Source organism: Actinobaculum sp. 352 (assembly GCF_003957265.1).
Taxonomy (GTDB): Bacteria; Actinomycetota; Actinomycetes; order Actinomycetales; family Actinomycetaceae; genus Asp313.
On sequence record NZ_RQSN01000005.1, the window covers coordinates 222,686 to 235,774 of the forward strand.

General features: G+C 63.2%; 23 protein-coding genes. All 23 read left to right on the forward strand.

Going from position 1 to position 13,089, the window contains the following annotated elements:
- Positions 1-15 precede the first annotated feature (15 nt).
- The 23 genes from EKN07_RS12560 to EKN07_RS07285 all read left to right on the forward strand — a co-directional run bounded on the left by EKN07_RS12560 (position 16) and on the right by EKN07_RS07285 (position 12,409).
- On the forward strand, positions 16-192 hold the full coding sequence (locus EKN07_RS12560; RefSeq protein ID WP_164546630.1) for a hypothetical protein: 177 nt from the start codon (positions 16-18) through the stop codon (positions 190-192).
- The gene (locus EKN07_RS07185; RefSeq protein WP_126146028.1) at positions 189-581 is read left to right on the forward strand and encodes a hypothetical protein; all 393 of its coding nucleotides are present in this window, start codon (positions 189-191) and stop codon (positions 579-581) included. Before EKN07_RS12560 ends, EKN07_RS07185 begins: the two co-directional genes overlap by 4 nt.
- Positions 578-1,108, forward strand: a complete 531-nt coding sequence (locus EKN07_RS07190; protein WP_126146029.1) for a WhiB family transcriptional regulator — start codon at positions 578-580, stop codon at positions 1,106-1,108. Before EKN07_RS07185 ends, EKN07_RS07190 begins: the two co-directional genes overlap by 4 nt.
- Entirely contained in the window at positions 1,105-1,458 is a 354-nt protein-coding gene (locus EKN07_RS07195) for a hypothetical protein (RefSeq protein ID WP_126146030.1), read from the forward strand. Before EKN07_RS07190 ends, EKN07_RS07195 begins: the two co-directional genes overlap by 4 nt.
- Positions 1,451-2,701 carry a site-specific DNA-methyltransferase gene (locus tag EKN07_RS07200; RefSeq protein ID WP_126146031.1) on the forward strand — a complete coding sequence of 417 codons (1,251 nt, stop codon included), beginning with the start codon at positions 1,451-1,453 and terminating at the stop codon, positions 2,699-2,701. The genes EKN07_RS07195 and EKN07_RS07200 overlap by 8 nt, the downstream gene beginning before the upstream one ends.
- On the forward strand, positions 2,698-2,889 hold the full coding sequence (locus tag EKN07_RS07205; RefSeq protein WP_126146032.1) for a hypothetical protein: 192 nt from the start codon (positions 2,698-2,700) through the stop codon (positions 2,887-2,889). Before EKN07_RS07200 ends, EKN07_RS07205 begins: the two co-directional genes overlap by 4 nt.
- Positions 2,886-3,746 (forward strand): PD-(D/E)XK nuclease-like domain-containing protein, encoded by an 861-nt coding sequence (locus EKN07_RS07210; RefSeq protein WP_126146033.1) that lies wholly within the window; start codon positions 2,886-2,888, stop codon positions 3,744-3,746. Before EKN07_RS07205 ends, EKN07_RS07210 begins: the two co-directional genes overlap by 4 nt.
- Positions 3,746-4,282, forward strand: a complete 537-nt coding sequence (locus tag EKN07_RS07215; protein WP_126146034.1) for a hypothetical protein — start codon at positions 3,746-3,748, stop codon at positions 4,280-4,282. The genes EKN07_RS07210 and EKN07_RS07215 overlap by 1 nt, the downstream gene beginning before the upstream one ends.
- Positions 4,279-4,620: a hypothetical protein gene (locus EKN07_RS07220; RefSeq protein ID WP_126146035.1), complete on the forward strand. Its 342-nt coding sequence runs from the start codon at positions 4,279-4,281 to the stop codon at positions 4,618-4,620. Before EKN07_RS07215 ends, EKN07_RS07220 begins: the two co-directional genes overlap by 4 nt.
- A complete protein-coding gene (locus EKN07_RS07225; RefSeq protein WP_126146036.1) occupies positions 4,617-5,159 on the forward strand; it encodes a hypothetical protein in 543 nt (180 codons plus the stop codon). The genes EKN07_RS07220 and EKN07_RS07225 overlap by 4 nt, the downstream gene beginning before the upstream one ends.
- Before the next feature lie 67 nt (positions 5,160-5,226).
- Positions 5,227-5,388, forward strand: a complete 162-nt coding sequence (locus EKN07_RS12565) for a hypothetical protein (RefSeq protein WP_164546631.1) — start codon at positions 5,227-5,229, stop codon at positions 5,386-5,388.
- 11 nt (positions 5,389-5,399) lie between these two features.
- Entirely contained in the window at positions 5,400-6,311 is a 912-nt protein-coding gene (locus EKN07_RS07230) for a hypothetical protein (protein WP_126146037.1), read from the forward strand.
- Positions 6,308-6,562 (forward strand): hypothetical protein, encoded by a 255-nt coding sequence (locus EKN07_RS07235; protein WP_164546632.1) that lies wholly within the window; start codon positions 6,308-6,310, stop codon positions 6,560-6,562. The genes EKN07_RS07230 and EKN07_RS07235 overlap by 4 nt, the downstream gene beginning before the upstream one ends.
- Positions 6,559-6,915 carry a hypothetical protein gene (locus tag EKN07_RS07240; RefSeq protein ID WP_126146039.1) on the forward strand — a complete coding sequence of 119 codons (357 nt, stop codon included), beginning with the start codon at positions 6,559-6,561 and terminating at the stop codon, positions 6,913-6,915. Before EKN07_RS07235 ends, EKN07_RS07240 begins: the two co-directional genes overlap by 4 nt.
- Positions 6,915-7,292: a hypothetical protein gene (locus tag EKN07_RS07245; protein ID WP_126146040.1), complete on the forward strand. Its 378-nt coding sequence runs from the start codon at positions 6,915-6,917 to the stop codon at positions 7,290-7,292. The genes EKN07_RS07240 and EKN07_RS07245 overlap by 1 nt, the downstream gene beginning before the upstream one ends.
- 40 nt (positions 7,293-7,332) lie before the next feature.
- On the forward strand, positions 7,333-8,322 hold the full coding sequence (locus EKN07_RS07250) for a hypothetical protein (RefSeq protein WP_126146041.1): 990 nt from the start codon (positions 7,333-7,335) through the stop codon (positions 8,320-8,322).
- 3 nt (positions 8,323-8,325) lie between these two features.
- Positions 8,326-8,826, forward strand: coding sequence for a single-stranded DNA-binding protein (locus EKN07_RS07255; RefSeq protein WP_126146042.1), 501 nt, complete (start codon positions 8,326-8,328; stop codon positions 8,824-8,826).
- Positions 8,827-8,944: 118 nt separating this feature from the next.
- Positions 8,945-9,223 (forward strand): hypothetical protein, encoded by a 279-nt coding sequence (locus EKN07_RS07260; protein ID WP_126146043.1) that lies wholly within the window; start codon positions 8,945-8,947, stop codon positions 9,221-9,223.
- A gap of 38 nt (positions 9,224-9,261) precedes the next feature.
- Positions 9,262-9,717 (forward strand): hypothetical protein, encoded by a 456-nt coding sequence (locus EKN07_RS07265; protein ID WP_126146044.1) that lies wholly within the window; start codon positions 9,262-9,264, stop codon positions 9,715-9,717.
- Positions 9,718-9,764: 47 nt separating this feature from the next.
- Positions 9,765-10,109, forward strand: a complete 345-nt coding sequence (locus tag EKN07_RS07270) for a DUF4326 domain-containing protein (protein ID WP_241228152.1) — start codon at positions 9,765-9,767, stop codon at positions 10,107-10,109.
- The gene (locus EKN07_RS07275; protein ID WP_126146045.1) at positions 10,106-10,861 is read left to right on the forward strand and encodes a helix-turn-helix domain-containing protein; all 756 of its coding nucleotides are present in this window, start codon (positions 10,106-10,108) and stop codon (positions 10,859-10,861) included. The genes EKN07_RS07270 and EKN07_RS07275 overlap by 4 nt, the downstream gene beginning before the upstream one ends.
- Positions 10,862-10,938: 77 nt before the next feature.
- Positions 10,939-11,760 carry a class I SAM-dependent methyltransferase gene (locus tag EKN07_RS07280; protein WP_126146046.1) on the forward strand — a complete coding sequence of 274 codons (822 nt, stop codon included), beginning with the start codon at positions 10,939-10,941 and terminating at the stop codon, positions 11,758-11,760.
- A 34-nt stretch (positions 11,761-11,794) separates the two neighbouring features.
- Positions 11,795-12,409 carry a hypothetical protein gene (locus EKN07_RS07285; protein ID WP_126146047.1) on the forward strand — a complete coding sequence of 205 codons (615 nt, stop codon included), beginning with the start codon at positions 11,795-11,797 and terminating at the stop codon, positions 12,407-12,409.
- Positions 12,410-13,089: the final 680 nt, after the last annotated feature.

Below are 13,089 nucleotides of genomic sequence, written 5' to 3' on the forward strand. Positions count from 1 at the left end.
AAAAGGAGAAAGTAAATGATTGAACGTATTTTCACGGGCCTTGCCTGGGTCACAGTGGCTGCCCTGGTCGCTGTCGGCATGGCCGCCTTGTACGAGTCGCAGGGAGACTGGCAGCTCGCGCTAGTGGGTGTTGCCTGCCTGGCCGCCGCCTTCGTCCCCGCCATTATCGCAGACCGGGAGGAGGCCCGATGAGCCAGTACGATCTACACCCCGATATCGTGGAGAAGGCGGTCGCCACCGGCCTAGTTGACTACTCGGACGCTGCCCGCCTAGCCGATTACATCTGCGTATATCCCGGCAATGATCCGGTGGTTACGGCGGGCGAATGCGGTGTTGCTATCGAGGCCGTCCGCGGAGTCTATGCCTGGCTGGGAATGGTGGGGGCGAGCCGACTCTCCCCACTCGCGCTTGCCCGCGCCACGTCGGACGGCCAGTGGGCCGAGCTGTCCCGTGAGGAGAAGCGGGCCTCGCTCCACGAGGCACGGCACTACCTCGCGTATCCCTGGGACATCTCCAGCCGCGAGGCGGAGCGGGCACTGCATATCGCCGCAGTCTACGGACCGGCGGAGGTGATCGCATGATGGAGGCGCAGATCATCCCCAACGCTGGCCTAATCGACGGCGCAACATGCCGCCAAGCCGACCCCGACCTGTGGTTTCCGCTCGACTCCGAGCTGGAGACCAGAGACCGGGCGCGGGAGCTGTGCCAGACCTGCCCCGTGTTTGGCGAGTGCGCCGCCTACACGGCGGCCCTGCGCGAGGTGTCGCCACGGCTGACTGTCGGCGTATGGGCCGGTATCTATTACCTGGACGACGGACGGCCCGGGAAGGTGTGCCCGACTTGCGGCAAATCGCTGTTCTTCCGCGTCAACCGTGATTTTTGCAAGTGGTGCGGCGGTGAGTTGCCCTGGACCGCCACGGCGAAAAAGAAGCGGCCCTTGCTCAGCCCCTGCACGTATTGCGGGCGGCTGATCCGCGCTCGCGGCGTCAAACCCGAGGACGTAGCGGAGGCCAACACGGTGAGCTACGGCGGGCCTGGCATGTGCGCCACCTGTTACAACCGGCGACGTCGCGGGCAGACCGCCGCCGACGAAGGGAGGATCGCGTGATCACGCCCGAGGATTTAGCCCGGCGAATGCTGGCTCGGCGCGGTGACCGGTTGGCCCGCGTCGGCGAATACACGACCGACACGTGGCCGCTCACATCGCCCGTACTGCGCCGCATCCATACGCGGGATGCTGAGGTCGTCCTCGGCGTCCTCGCGAACATGCCCAAGGCGACACCCGATGAGATAGGCCACGCCGCGTTTCAAGCGCTCAAAAAGCACCGGTCTACCCCACTAATTGGCCTCTCATTAGACGCAGTGTACGCCGTCTATCACGACGTGATGGACATGCTGGCAGTGCTCTGGGGCCTACCCGCGACGGTCAACCCGTTAGAGGGAGACCACCATGAGTGAGTACACGCCAGAGCTCCTCTGCGACGGCGATATCCGGCTCTATCACGGGGACTGCATCGACGTTATACGCAGTCTGCCCGCCTGTTCGGTGGATTCCGTGGTCACTGATCCGCCGTACGGTATCGATTTCGTGGGCGCTGCCTGGGACGGGGACACGATCCGCGCTGAGCATGGCACGTTCCAAGCCTGGACCACCGCGTGGGCGGGAGAGTGTTTGCGCGTCCTCAAACCCGGCGGGCACCTGTTAGCGTTCGGCTCGCCGCGCAGGTGGCACCGGCTCGCCGCAGGTATCGAGGAAGCCGGATTCGACATCCGCGATAGTATCGCCTGGCTACACGTGCAGGGATGGCCGAAACGCTTGGATATCGCGTATGCCATCGACCGGGGGCAGACTCTCTCCAGAGAGCAGATACTCAGATTTACGACCTGGCTGCGGTCTACCGGGATCACCGCAGCGCAGATCAACGAGGCGACCGGCACGCACATGGCGTCTCACTACTTATCTATCAAGTCACAGCCCGCCGTACCGCGCGCGAAAGAATTTGACCTGCTGCGCCCGCTGCTGCCCGAAGTGCCCGCTGAAATTGAGGAGCTGGTAGCGCAGCGGACTGGGACGACGCGAGAAGACCGCGAAACCGCGTACAAAGGGCGTGCAACCGAACTTCTTGGCAGATGGGAAACACTCGACTCGGGCACGCCCGTGCTGGGCGAAGCGAAGCAGTGGGAGGGCTGGGGCACCGCGTTAAAGCCCGCGTTCGAACCGGTTGTCGTCGCCCGCAAACCCCTAGAATCCACGGTCGCCGCCAGCGTCACTCAGTACGGGACCGGCGCGCTCAACATCCGGCGTTGTGAGACCGAAACGGGGGCGTATCCACCGAACGTGACCTGCGACCAGACGGCTGCCGGACAGATCACCGCCGAGTCCGGCGTACAGGTCGCGGACCACTGGCCCGTCTGGCGGCTCCACGCCAAAGCCGGACCCGACGAACGCCCCAAAGTGGGCGGGGTGGCGCATCCGACGGTGAAACCGGTTGGCCTCATGGCTTGGCTGGTACGCCTCATCACACCCTCTAACGGCCTGGTCCTGGAACCGTTCGCGGGATCCGGCACGACGGGGGAAGCGGCGCTCGCGGAGGGCATGCGCGCAATTCTGATAGAGCGCGAAGCAACGTACCTTCCGTTGATCCGCCAGCGCCTCGCTAGGCCGATTGACACAGTACTACCCCTAGGCGGTGTCGCATGACCTGGAGTGTGGTCAGGTGTGACGCGGAAACGGTGGCCCTGGAACTGGATGGCACCGAGTACCTGCTAGGCCCCGACGATGCATCCGAGATGGGGGCCGCGCTGATGGCCGCAGCAGAGGCAGACATGACAGACGCAGACGCCTACGACGCTGCCGAGCGTGCGTGGGAGATGAGGACAGACAGATGAGCACGAGAGATTTTAGGCCGGGCGTATATCCGGGGATTGATCCGGTCGAGTATCACGACCAGATTTTCGGCCCAGCGGGAGGCAGCGTGTCCAGCACGGACGCGAAAAACCTGCTAGTCGCCCCCGCCTACTACCAATACCACCACGGCCACCACCCGGCCCCGTCGCGGGCCATGGAGCTAGGCACGGCAATACATGCCGCCGTGCTCGGCGTCGGACAAGCCGACATGGCCACGATTGAGGGGAGCTGGCGGACGAAGGCAGCCCGCGAAGCGGTCGCCGCCGCACGCGAGGCGGGACAGATCCCACTCTCCCCGGACGAAGCCTGGGAGGTCCAATCAATCGCGGCGGCGGTGCGTGACCAATCGGCAGCCGCCGGACTATTGGACGGGCCGGGGATCGCCGAAGCATCGATCTACGCGCCAGACACGGCGACCGGAGTATGGATGCGTGGCAGGCCGGATTGGATAGCCGGGGACCTGACCAGCGACGAACCGGTAGTCATGGTGGACCTGAAAACCACCAGCGGGGACGCATCGCCGGATAGTTTCGCGCGTGAGGCGGCACGTTGGGACTACCCCTTGCAGGCCGCCTGGTATCGGAAAATCTGGCACCAGATTCACGGCTACACGCCGCGTTTCGTCCACGTCGTCGTGTCCAAGACCCCGCCCTACCTGGTAGGCGTCTACGAGCTAGACGACGAATATTTGACAGCCGGACTAGTACGCGCGCGGCGGGCACTCAACCGGTACACGGAATGCGTTCGCGCCGCGTCGTGGCCGGGCCACTCTCCCGACATCGAGCTTTTGGGGGCGCCTGCCTGGTACACCGCCGACGCAGGATTGGAGGTCTACTAATGGATCTTACGCAGACTATTGAGCCGCGCTCCGACCAGCTCAACGCCGACGACCTCATCTCCGGGCCGCGTGACGTGACCATTACCGGCGTCACGGCAGGTACCGCAGAGCAGCCCGTCAACATCGAGCTGGCTGAGTACCCCGGACGCCCCTACAAGCCCGCCAAAAGCATGCGCCGCGTTTTGGTGACGGCGTGGGGACCAGACTCAGACGCCTACACCGGTAGGCGTATGCGGCTCTACCGGGACCCGTCCGTCCGCTTCGGCAGGGATGAGGTTGGCGGCATCCGCATCTCCCACCTATCCGATATCGACGGACCGGTACAGCTCGCCCTGACGGTTACCCGTGGCAAGCGTGCCCGGTACGTCGTCGAGCCACTCCCCGGCACCGGTGGCGTGGCAGACGAAGCCATCGAGCAAGCGGCAACCGTCGAAGAGCTACGCGCACTATGGGCCACGGCAACACCAGACCAACAGGCACGCATCACCCAGCGCGCCACACAACTAACAGAGCAAGCGAAGGAACAACAGAAATGAGAACCTACCCCAACCTGGACGGTCCGGTCGCACGACGCAGCGACCCGGCCACATCCTGGGCCGCCGCGCAGTCCCTCACGGACGGGCATGTGCGCGGCTCCCAACAAGCCGTCCTATCCACACTCCGCCAATCCGGCCCGCTGACGGACCCCGAGATCATGGCCGCGATACACGCCGCCGGGGGCACCTGGTCAGACTCGAGGCTCCGCACCGCCCGCAAAGAACTCTGCGAACGCGGCCTCGTCCACCCCGAAGACACCAAGCGGGGCCTCACGGGCAGCCAGTTCACCCGCTGGGCCGCAACACCAACACAAGCCACGATCAAGGAGGCAGCATGACCACCGACGACGAACTGGCATACAAGTACTTCGGAGCACCCATCACAGACTGGGAAGCCCTCTGGGAGGCCATCTCGCTAAAACTCGCCGCATTCCCGCCACGCGGTACACGCTTAAAGGGGTACCAGACGCGCATGCTCGCGCGCGCATGCTTCGACCCTGGAACGCAATACGCATCATACGCCGCCGCTGATAATGCCGACGATAGAGACTGCGCCAGACGCTACGCAGATCACTGCCTCGATATCATCAACGCCGCCTACATCCTGCAATACACCGACCCGACCACTAAAGACCAGCTTATCGCGGTCGCCCGCGACTACTACGTGATGCGCTGGAACCGCCCCGATATTGACTGGGTACGCCTGCTAGACCGCGAAGGGCGCGGCCACCTGATAGACGCCACGGCCACCAAACCGGAGCACGACCCCGCCGAATCCGCAGGCATCGCCCTCGCCTGGATCGCTTCACTACTCGCACAAGACCGCATCCGCATCTCCCGCTACTACACGGCCCACGCAAAGGAGACAGCACGATGAGCCTAGTCCCGCGCGACAGCTGAAACCGTGGCCCTCTAGCACCCAACGACGAAGGAGACAACTAACCATGACCGCGATCATCCTCTGGCTAGCCCAAGCCGCCCTCATCATCCTACTAGCAGGCTGCTGCCTCGCCCTCGCCGCAATGGTCGGCCTCGGCATCTACCAGATCGGCAAATCACTCGCCGAATGGCGACACGACCGCAACCATAACCCCCACACACGATAAGGAGACCCACCATGACACATGTCCGCGTAACCTCGCAGGCCGAGCTCGACCACGTACTCGAGAGTGGCGAGTACTCATACGACGAGCATGAGATCATCATATGCTCTCCAGCTGATCAGCTGATCGTAGTCACCGACGACCGGGGCCTGGACCTGTACGCCAGCGGCTCGGCGACAGTCAGCGCCTACGGCTCGGCGACAGTCAGCGCCTACGGCTCGGCGACAGTCCGCGCCTACGACTCGGCGACAGTCAGCGCCTACGGCTCGGCGACAGTCAGCGCCAGCGGCTCGGCGACAGTCCGCGCCTACGACTCGGCGACAGTCAGCGCCTACGGCTCGGCGACAGTCAGCGCCAGCGGCTCGGCGACAGTCAGCGCCTACGACTCGGCGACAGTCCGCGCCAGCGGCTCGGCGACAGTCAGCGCCTACGACTCGGCGACAGTCAGCGCCAGCGGACTACTAGTAGTCACCCGCAAACTCTCCACTGCCGCCACCGTCACCGGCGGAGTTATCATCGACGTGACCGCATACGACGAGAGCAACGCCGCCGATTGGTGCGCACTCAACCAAGTACAGGGTGACGGCGAAACCGTCACCCTGTACAAGGCCCTGCCCGCCGACCTCACATCCGGCATACAGTATGCCCACCCCACCACGTGGCCCCTAGAGGGCGAGGTGGCCTGCGACGACTGGCAGCCAAACAACGGCTGCGGCGGCGGCCTGCACCTGTCCCCGACGCCCGCGCAGGCGCAGCACTACCTCGACAACGCCGATCTTTCGACCGCGCGGTTTTTGGAATGCCGCGTATCTCTCACTGATCTACACCCGATCCTGGACGGCGTAGCAAAAGCCAAAGCACCCCGCGTAACCGTCATCCGCGAAGTGGATATCGACGGCAACCCGATCAGCGAGGCAACCAAATGAGCACGCGCGCCACGCTACGCATGAGATACCCCATCACCGACTACGACGCCTACGTGACCGACCTCCGCGCCGAAGCCATCGACCGGACCATCGCCACCGCACGCGCCCACCGGCTAGGCGTCCTCTCATGGCAAGGCCGCCCCGCGATCACCACAGAGTACACGCCCGGCCAGCACATCGACGTGACCCTACACGTCACCAGCCCGACACCCCTACACGACCCCCTACTAATCGAGGAGCCAACACAATGACCTACTACACGCGCCACGTGTCCGCGTATCAGAGCATCGCCACGCAAGCCGCTAACATGCTCGCCCACCTACGCGACAACGGTCTCCTACGCGCCCACAGCCAGCGCACCGACTCCACCGGCGCAGACCTACTACCCCGCCAGCTCGACGCCACCGCCGAGCAGATATACGAGGACCTGGCCGACGAGTACCAGTGGGACTACGTAGCCGCAGAGGAGACGGGACACCCCATCGCACCCTGGGAGCATGTCAGCATCCCCACCCGGCACTGCTGCCAGCTCATAGCAGCCCTCCAATGGGCAGTCCAAATCCACTTCGACCAGCAACAGCAAGCAGGACAGGAGATCAACTGATGAACTACAGTCTGGCAATCCCGATCCCCGCATCCGTCTGGCTCTCCGCCAACGACCGCCGCCACTACATGGACAGGGCGCGGCGCACCGCGCAGCTCCGCGTCCTCGGCGACTACGCGGCCCGCACCACACGCTACCGGCCCACCCGATGGCCTGTCCACGTGACCGCCACCATCGCCTACCCGGCCCGCGTCGGCAGAGCAGACCCCGCCAACGCCGCCCCCACCGTCAAAGCCCTCATCGACGGCATGACCGGCCACCTATGGCCCGACGACGACTCCGCCCATATCGACGCGATCACATACAGGCGAGACCCCGACCCCGCGACCGTGCCGGGTACACACCAGATCACAATCACGATAACCGAACCGGACTAAACCAACCGGCACCATATCACAAGAAAAGAGGAAGGTTGCCATGGGATCACGGAGGGGAGACAGGCGCGCGTATACGCCGCTGGATGTCGCCTACCTCGCTAACCCGAAGTGGGTGCGCGTCGCCGAATTGTTGCGCGAAGCGGATGCAACTTGCAATGCAAAGTGCAATGCAAACTGCCATGCAAAGTGTGTGCACATTGCGCTGCACGACGCGCAAATCGCGCACCTCGGATCCATCCTCTACAGCGCGCAAAACAAGACCGACGGCGTCTTCCCCGTCGCCGCAATCAAAGCTCTTTACAACATTCACAGTGAGGCGGCAATTACAGCCCTTTTCGACGTGGGAATGTGGATCAACCTTCCCGGTGGAATGGCGGAAATCCGCGACTTTCTGGAACACAACACGTCACGCGCGGAAGCCGCCGCCACATCAGAAAAGCGTCGTAACGCCGCAGCCAAACGCTGGAAGGAAGCTGAAAACGACGATGCAAAGTGCAATGCAAACTGCCATGCAAATAGCAGGGATAGTAAGAGTAAGAGTGAGAGTAAGAGTAATAACCCCTCTGTGTCCCCCCTAGCCGCTGACGCGGCAACGGGCGACACAGAGCAAACCCCCAAACCACGCCCCAACCGCAAACGAGGAACCCAACTCCCGGACGACTGGACGCCAAACCCGCGACACGCGGACATCGCCGCCGAACGCGGCGTGACCTGCTGGGCTGAGGCCGAGAAATTCCGCGACTGGGCACGCGCAACCGGGCGAACCTACCGGGACTGGGACGCCGCCTTCCGCAACTGGCTACGCCGCGCCGAACCATCCCCACTCCCGGCACCAGCAACCGACCTCCGAGCCGCAGAAAACGCACGCAGAGACGCCGAACGCCGCGCCGAGCGCGAGGCCCGCGAACGCGAACGCGCCGCCCTCGAAGCATCCCGGAAAGCCAACCCTCACGCCGCACAAACGGCCCTCGAAGCCGTCCCCAACCTCAGAGACCGAATCGCCGCCAACCGGCGGCAGAAAGCGAAATAAACCATGGCAAACGAACCAATCGTCACGATCACCGGCAACCTGACCGCCGACCCCGAACTCCGCTTCACGCAAGCCGGAATCCCCGTCGCAAACCTCACGGTCGCCTCCACACCACGCACCCTCAACCGCCAGACCAACCAGTGGGAAGACGGCGAACCGATGTTCGTCCGCTGCTCGATCTGGCGCGAGTACGCGGAGAACGTCGCCGAGTCACTCACCAAGGGAATGCGGGTGATTGTCACCGGGAAACTCACGGTCCGCTCATACGAGCACAACGGCCAGCAGCGCACCTCGCTAGAGCTAGCCGTGGACGAGATCGGCCCCGCGCTGCGCTACGCCCGGGCACAAGTCACCCGCACCACGCAGGGAGGCCAGCAGGCCGGACATGCCCCTCAGAGCCACGAGACGCCCGCCTACGGGCCGAACAGCGGCGGAGGGTACCCCAGCACCAGCCCGACCGAGAACGGCCCGCAGAGCGGCGACTACGCAATGCCACCCTTCTAGGGCACGACAAGCACGCAGCGAATCGGACCTAAACCCCCTCGGGGGTAGGCAGGGGGTACCACCCCCACCCCCAACCAACCAAGCAACCCCACAAGAACGGAACGAAAGAGGGCAAGAAATGGATGCCAGCCTGAACGCCTACGAGCGGGAAACGATCATCACCCTGTCCGACGGAGACGACCTCGTGCGCATATGGACCGCACAGAGGCACGTTATCCGCCGCCTTCGCGCGGACAAGCGCTTCACCGAAACGACCAACCCGGCCACCGCGACCGAGAACGAGGCGGAGTTCACCATCCCCTACCGTGACTACACGCCATGGGGAGGCGCGAAACACCGCCGCCAGCTCACACCCGAACAGCGCGCGCAAATGGTCGCCCGCCTTCGCAAGAGCTAGCCCGCCACCGTATCATAGACAAAGGAGAAACATTAACCATGTCACGATTCCAAACACGAACCCGCTACGTTGAGGCAATCCAACATAAGAGCGTCCCCGAAACCACCGCATGGCTTGACACTTCCGAGGCCGACGAAGAAATCGAATACGCGGTTCTTGAAGCCGCCATACTCATAAAGACCCATGGCAAACATAAAGCTATCTTGCCCGGCGACTGGCTTGTCCTGGACGAGAACTGCACGCTCCGACTCTACACGGAAACCGCCTTCGCCGATATCTACGAGCCGACAGAAGATGACGAGTACACGGACCGCGACCTAGCCGCGAAACTCGCCGAAGCGACCGACGCCATGCGCAACCTTTGGGCACAATCCAACGCCCTCATGACAGAAATAGAAAACCTCGCAACCGACACCGTTGCGCTAGGCGAGGCCCTCATAAGCCTGCAATCCGTCATCGCAACCACACCGCCAGCATGGGAGAAGAACAAATGACCTACACGCCGAAACGAGTCCAGCGCCGCCGCGCGAAAGACTGGAGAATGCCCCTCTGCGGCTGCGGTTGCGGAAAGCCTGCACGGTACGTCGGACGGCCCACGCGTTGGGGCAACCCCGCCATAATCGGCCAGCGCATGCCCTACCAACTCCACTCAGGCGGCGGCAAAGCACGCCCCTACATCTGGGACGCCGCCCAAGCCGTCGAGTGGTACACCGACTGGATTACCGGCGTCGTGCGGCTCGCGAACGGTAAAAACGCACGCCAAGCACCAACCGTCGAGGACATCCGCGCCACGCTGGGCGGGCACGACCTGGCCTGCTGGTGCCCGCCCGACCAGCCATGCCACGCAGACGTACTACTAGCCCTAACCAACCCGGAGACCGCATGACTGACCAGATCACGCCGGACCGGCAGACCCGGCTCATCCTCGATACCATCGCCGATCTACTCTCCCAAGTCCCCGACCCAGACGATCTGATCGGCATCAGGTCCCCGAGGCCCGCCACAGGTAGCACACCGCTACCCGGCAGCCTGCCGCACGGCCTCGACGCGATCACGGACGACTGGGAGACCGGTACCGTGCGGACGGCGGACGGATGCCGGGAAATCCTCGCCGAGATAGCCGACGAATGGGCCGACAAACTCGGCTATGAGGGGATTGGATCCCGACCCGACGGGCCACGGCATGCGTGCGACTGGCTGGCCGACCACACCGAACACGCCTACCAGCAACTAGACGCCGACACGTGGGACGCGTCCGTCGGTGAGATACGCCGCGTCCACTCCATCGCCCTACACCTCGCAGGCCAAGACCCCGCACCCTCCGGCCGCTCCTGCCCACGCGACGGCACACGCCTAGTCCGATACCCCCTCGACGACGGACTCACAGACTGGGAACTCTGCGCCACCTGCGGCACCACATACACCGACGAAACATACACTGACGCACTACGCGCCGCCCTCGACACCGCACGCGCACGCGACACACTCATACCCCTAACCGACCTACCACGCCTCGGCATACCCGCCAACACCGCCAAATCATGGATACGGCGAGGCCAACTCAAACCAATAAACATTCACGGCACCCGATACATACACGCAGGAGAACTACCAGAGAGGAGCAACGATGACGAATAACATGCCGACAGGAACAGACAACGCACTATTCGAGATGACCCCAGAAAGCCCGCGCGTCCAGCTACTAGCAGACCGATATGTTACCCCCCCCCTTTACCGTCCTAAACCGGCGCGGCGGAGACTGGCTAGACCGCGACAGAAAATGGAAACAGCTAGGCATACGCTCCGAACTAGGACGCAAAGGCGACCTCGTCTACAACTCCCTACAAACCAAGTACCGAAACTGGTACCAAATCAAAGGTGAAGTAGAAGCACGCATCGGACGCCGCGCCACCGAAAAAGACATCCTCGCAGCACCCGAAGCGGAACGCCTCGTCACTACAACCGCCGAAGGGTCTCAAACATCCATCTTCTCCCCAACCCTGGCCGAAATCGCCTACAGGTGGTACTCCCGACCCGGCTCACGCATCCTCGACCCATTCGCAGGCGGCGCAGTACGCGGCGTCGTCGCATCCGCCCTCGCCCGCTGGTACACCGGCATAGAGCTACGCCCCGAGCAGGTAGAAGCCAACCGCGCCCAACAAGACCTCGGCGGAGACATCACGCCCCACTGGATCACAGGAGACGCCGCCGAGATCAGCAACCTACTACCCGACGGGTACGAGGCAGACATGATCCTCTCCTGCCCACCCTACGCATACCTAGAACAGTACTCCGACGACCCACGCGACCTCTCCAACATGACCTACCCCACATTCCGGGACGCATACCGAGACATCATCCGTGAAACAACCCGCTACCTGCGCCCTAACCGGTTCGTAGCCTGGGTAGTCAGCGAAATCCGCAAGGGCGATGCCCGCCTAGCGACAGAGTGGCTGAACGCCACACCCGACACGCCAGTAACAGACCTGGACGAAGACCTGGAGGATATGAGCAACGCACAGGAAAAAGCCAGCTAGACTGAGACGCACACCCACACAACAGGAGGCCAAAATGAAGAAACGCATACTACTAGCACTACCCGCCGCCCTAGCACTCGCAAGCTGCGGCGGAGGAGACACCGACACTACGGACCAGACGACAACGCCAGCAGCTCAGGAGGAGACGACCACGGCCGCTCTAGACATCCCAATGGACGGCGACACGATAGGCCCGACCGCCTACGGAGACACCGCTACCCGCACCGTCACCTACACCGACGGCACCGTGGAAACCGCTATCATACTGACAGGCTGGGAATGCGGCCTCGACGCCGACACGGCAAACGCGGACCTAGACGAGTGGGACGACCCCTACGAAATGCCCGACGGAAAGTCCCTCTGCCGGGCCACCATACGCTACGAAAACATAGGCAACAACCCGAACTCCATGCCCGAAGCCCCTACCGGGTACACGGACACTGAGGGCCGCCGATACCAGCAGACAGCCGACTACGACCTCTACGTGATCAACGACCGGCTGATGACCCGCGACAACGGCTCCCCCTTCAACCCTGGCGACACCTGGGAGGTCCAGCACCTCATCGAGGTTACCGACGGCATCACGATAGAGTCTCTAGACTGGGACGCCGACGACACGGGGGCACCCACACGCCTGGCCGTCCAATAAGAGGTGTGCGCCATGGACCCACTAGTAACGCTTACGCTTGGCCCCATCACCATATTCTCTACCCTTATCAGCACACGCTGGAGCGAGAACACGAACATATCCCAGTTCACCGAGCGCTGGCACTATAGGTGCTACTGCTGGAATCCAATCGAAGGGATGGAATCAACAGAGAGTGACGCAATACAGCAACTAATCGCTCACATAGAGGACATCCACGAAAACATGGGATGGCACACCGGTACGGAAGCGATGGACCATATACTATGCCATTACCTATACCAGTGGGGCAACGGTTACAAATGCGAGCCGCCACCAGAACTTGCCACAGCCTGCGAAAACATCCCCCGCTACCAGTCCTAACATAGACCGCCCCTCCCCTGAAGCACCGGGGGGAGGGGCTAACAACACACCGCCCCCACCCAGACAACCCGGCCCGCCCCACCACCCGACACGCCCACAACCAGCACAACTTGCAACCACCCCAAAAATAGTGCACCCTAATACCGGGTAATAAGTGCACCCAAAAACACACCGCCCCCCTCTAAAAACACCGGGGGGGTGCCCCTATGTGGTTTGTCAAGCGGCGGTGGGTAGTTGCTGTGCTGGTTGGGGGTCGTAGAGGGAGCCGTCGCGGATCATGGCGTATAGGGTGAGGATGCGGCGGTGGGCGAGGGTGAGGA

Bases quoted from the DNA above. Each gene is read 5' to 3' on its own strand.
- EKN07_RS07245 (WP_126146040.1), top strand. From the start codon at position 6,915: ATGAACTACAGTCTGGCAATCCCGATCCCCGCATCCGTCTGGCTCTCC.
- EKN07_RS07275 (WP_126146045.1), top strand. From the start codon at position 10,106: ATGACTGACCAGATCACGCCGGACCGGCAGACCCGGCTCATCCTCGAT.
- EKN07_RS07185 (WP_126146028.1), top strand. From the start codon at position 189: ATGAGCCAGTACGATCTACACCCCGATATCGTGGAGAAGGCGGTCGCC.
- EKN07_RS07240 (WP_126146039.1), top strand. From the start codon at position 6,559: ATGACCTACTACACGCGCCACGTGTCCGCGTATCAGAGCATCGCCACG.
- EKN07_RS07205 (WP_126146032.1), top strand. From the start codon at position 2,698: ATGACCTGGAGTGTGGTCAGGTGTGACGCGGAAACGGTGGCCCTGGAA.
- EKN07_RS12565 (WP_164546631.1), top strand. From the start codon at position 5,227: ATGACCGCGATCATCCTCTGGCTAGCCCAAGCCGCCCTCATCATCCTA.
- EKN07_RS07280 (WP_126146046.1), top strand. From the start codon at position 10,939: ATGTTACCCCCCCCCTTTACCGTCCTAAACCGGCGCGGCGGAGACTGG.
- EKN07_RS07210 (WP_126146033.1), top strand. From the start codon at position 2,886: ATGAGCACGAGAGATTTTAGGCCGGGCGTATATCCGGGGATTGATCCG.
- EKN07_RS07230 (WP_126146037.1), top strand. From the start codon at position 5,400: ATGACACATGTCCGCGTAACCTCGCAGGCCGAGCTCGACCACGTACTC.
- EKN07_RS07235 (WP_164546632.1), top strand. From the start codon at position 6,308: ATGAGCACGCGCGCCACGCTACGCATGAGATACCCCATCACCGACTAC.
- EKN07_RS07255 (WP_126146042.1), top strand. From the start codon at position 8,326: ATGGCAAACGAACCAATCGTCACGATCACCGGCAACCTGACCGCCGAC.
- EKN07_RS07200 (WP_126146031.1), top strand. From the start codon at position 1,451: ATGAGTGAGTACACGCCAGAGCTCCTCTGCGACGGCGATATCCGGCTC.
- EKN07_RS07250 (WP_126146041.1), top strand. From the start codon at position 7,333: ATGGGATCACGGAGGGGAGACAGGCGCGCGTATACGCCGCTGGATGTC.
- EKN07_RS12560 (WP_164546630.1), top strand. From the start codon at position 16: ATGATTGAACGTATTTTCACGGGCCTTGCCTGGGTCACAGTGGCTGCC.
- EKN07_RS07270 (WP_241228152.1), top strand. From the start codon at position 9,765: ATGCCCCTCTGCGGCTGCGGTTGCGGAAAGCCTGCACGGTACGTCGGA.
- EKN07_RS07215 (WP_126146034.1), top strand. From the start codon at position 3,746: ATGGATCTTACGCAGACTATTGAGCCGCGCTCCGACCAGCTCAACGCC.
- EKN07_RS07265 (WP_126146044.1), top strand. From the start codon at position 9,262: ATGTCACGATTCCAAACACGAACCCGCTACGTTGAGGCAATCCAACAT.
- EKN07_RS07225 (WP_126146036.1), top strand. From the start codon at position 4,617: ATGACCACCGACGACGAACTGGCATACAAGTACTTCGGAGCACCCATC.
- EKN07_RS07190 (WP_126146029.1), top strand. From the start codon at position 578: ATGATGGAGGCGCAGATCATCCCCAACGCTGGCCTAATCGACGGCGCA.
- EKN07_RS07220 (WP_126146035.1), top strand. From the start codon at position 4,279: ATGAGAACCTACCCCAACCTGGACGGTCCGGTCGCACGACGCAGCGAC.
- EKN07_RS07260 (WP_126146043.1), top strand. From the start codon at position 8,945: ATGGATGCCAGCCTGAACGCCTACGAGCGGGAAACGATCATCACCCTG.
- EKN07_RS07285 (WP_126146047.1), top strand. From the start codon at position 11,795: ATGAAGAAACGCATACTACTAGCACTACCCGCCGCCCTAGCACTCGCA.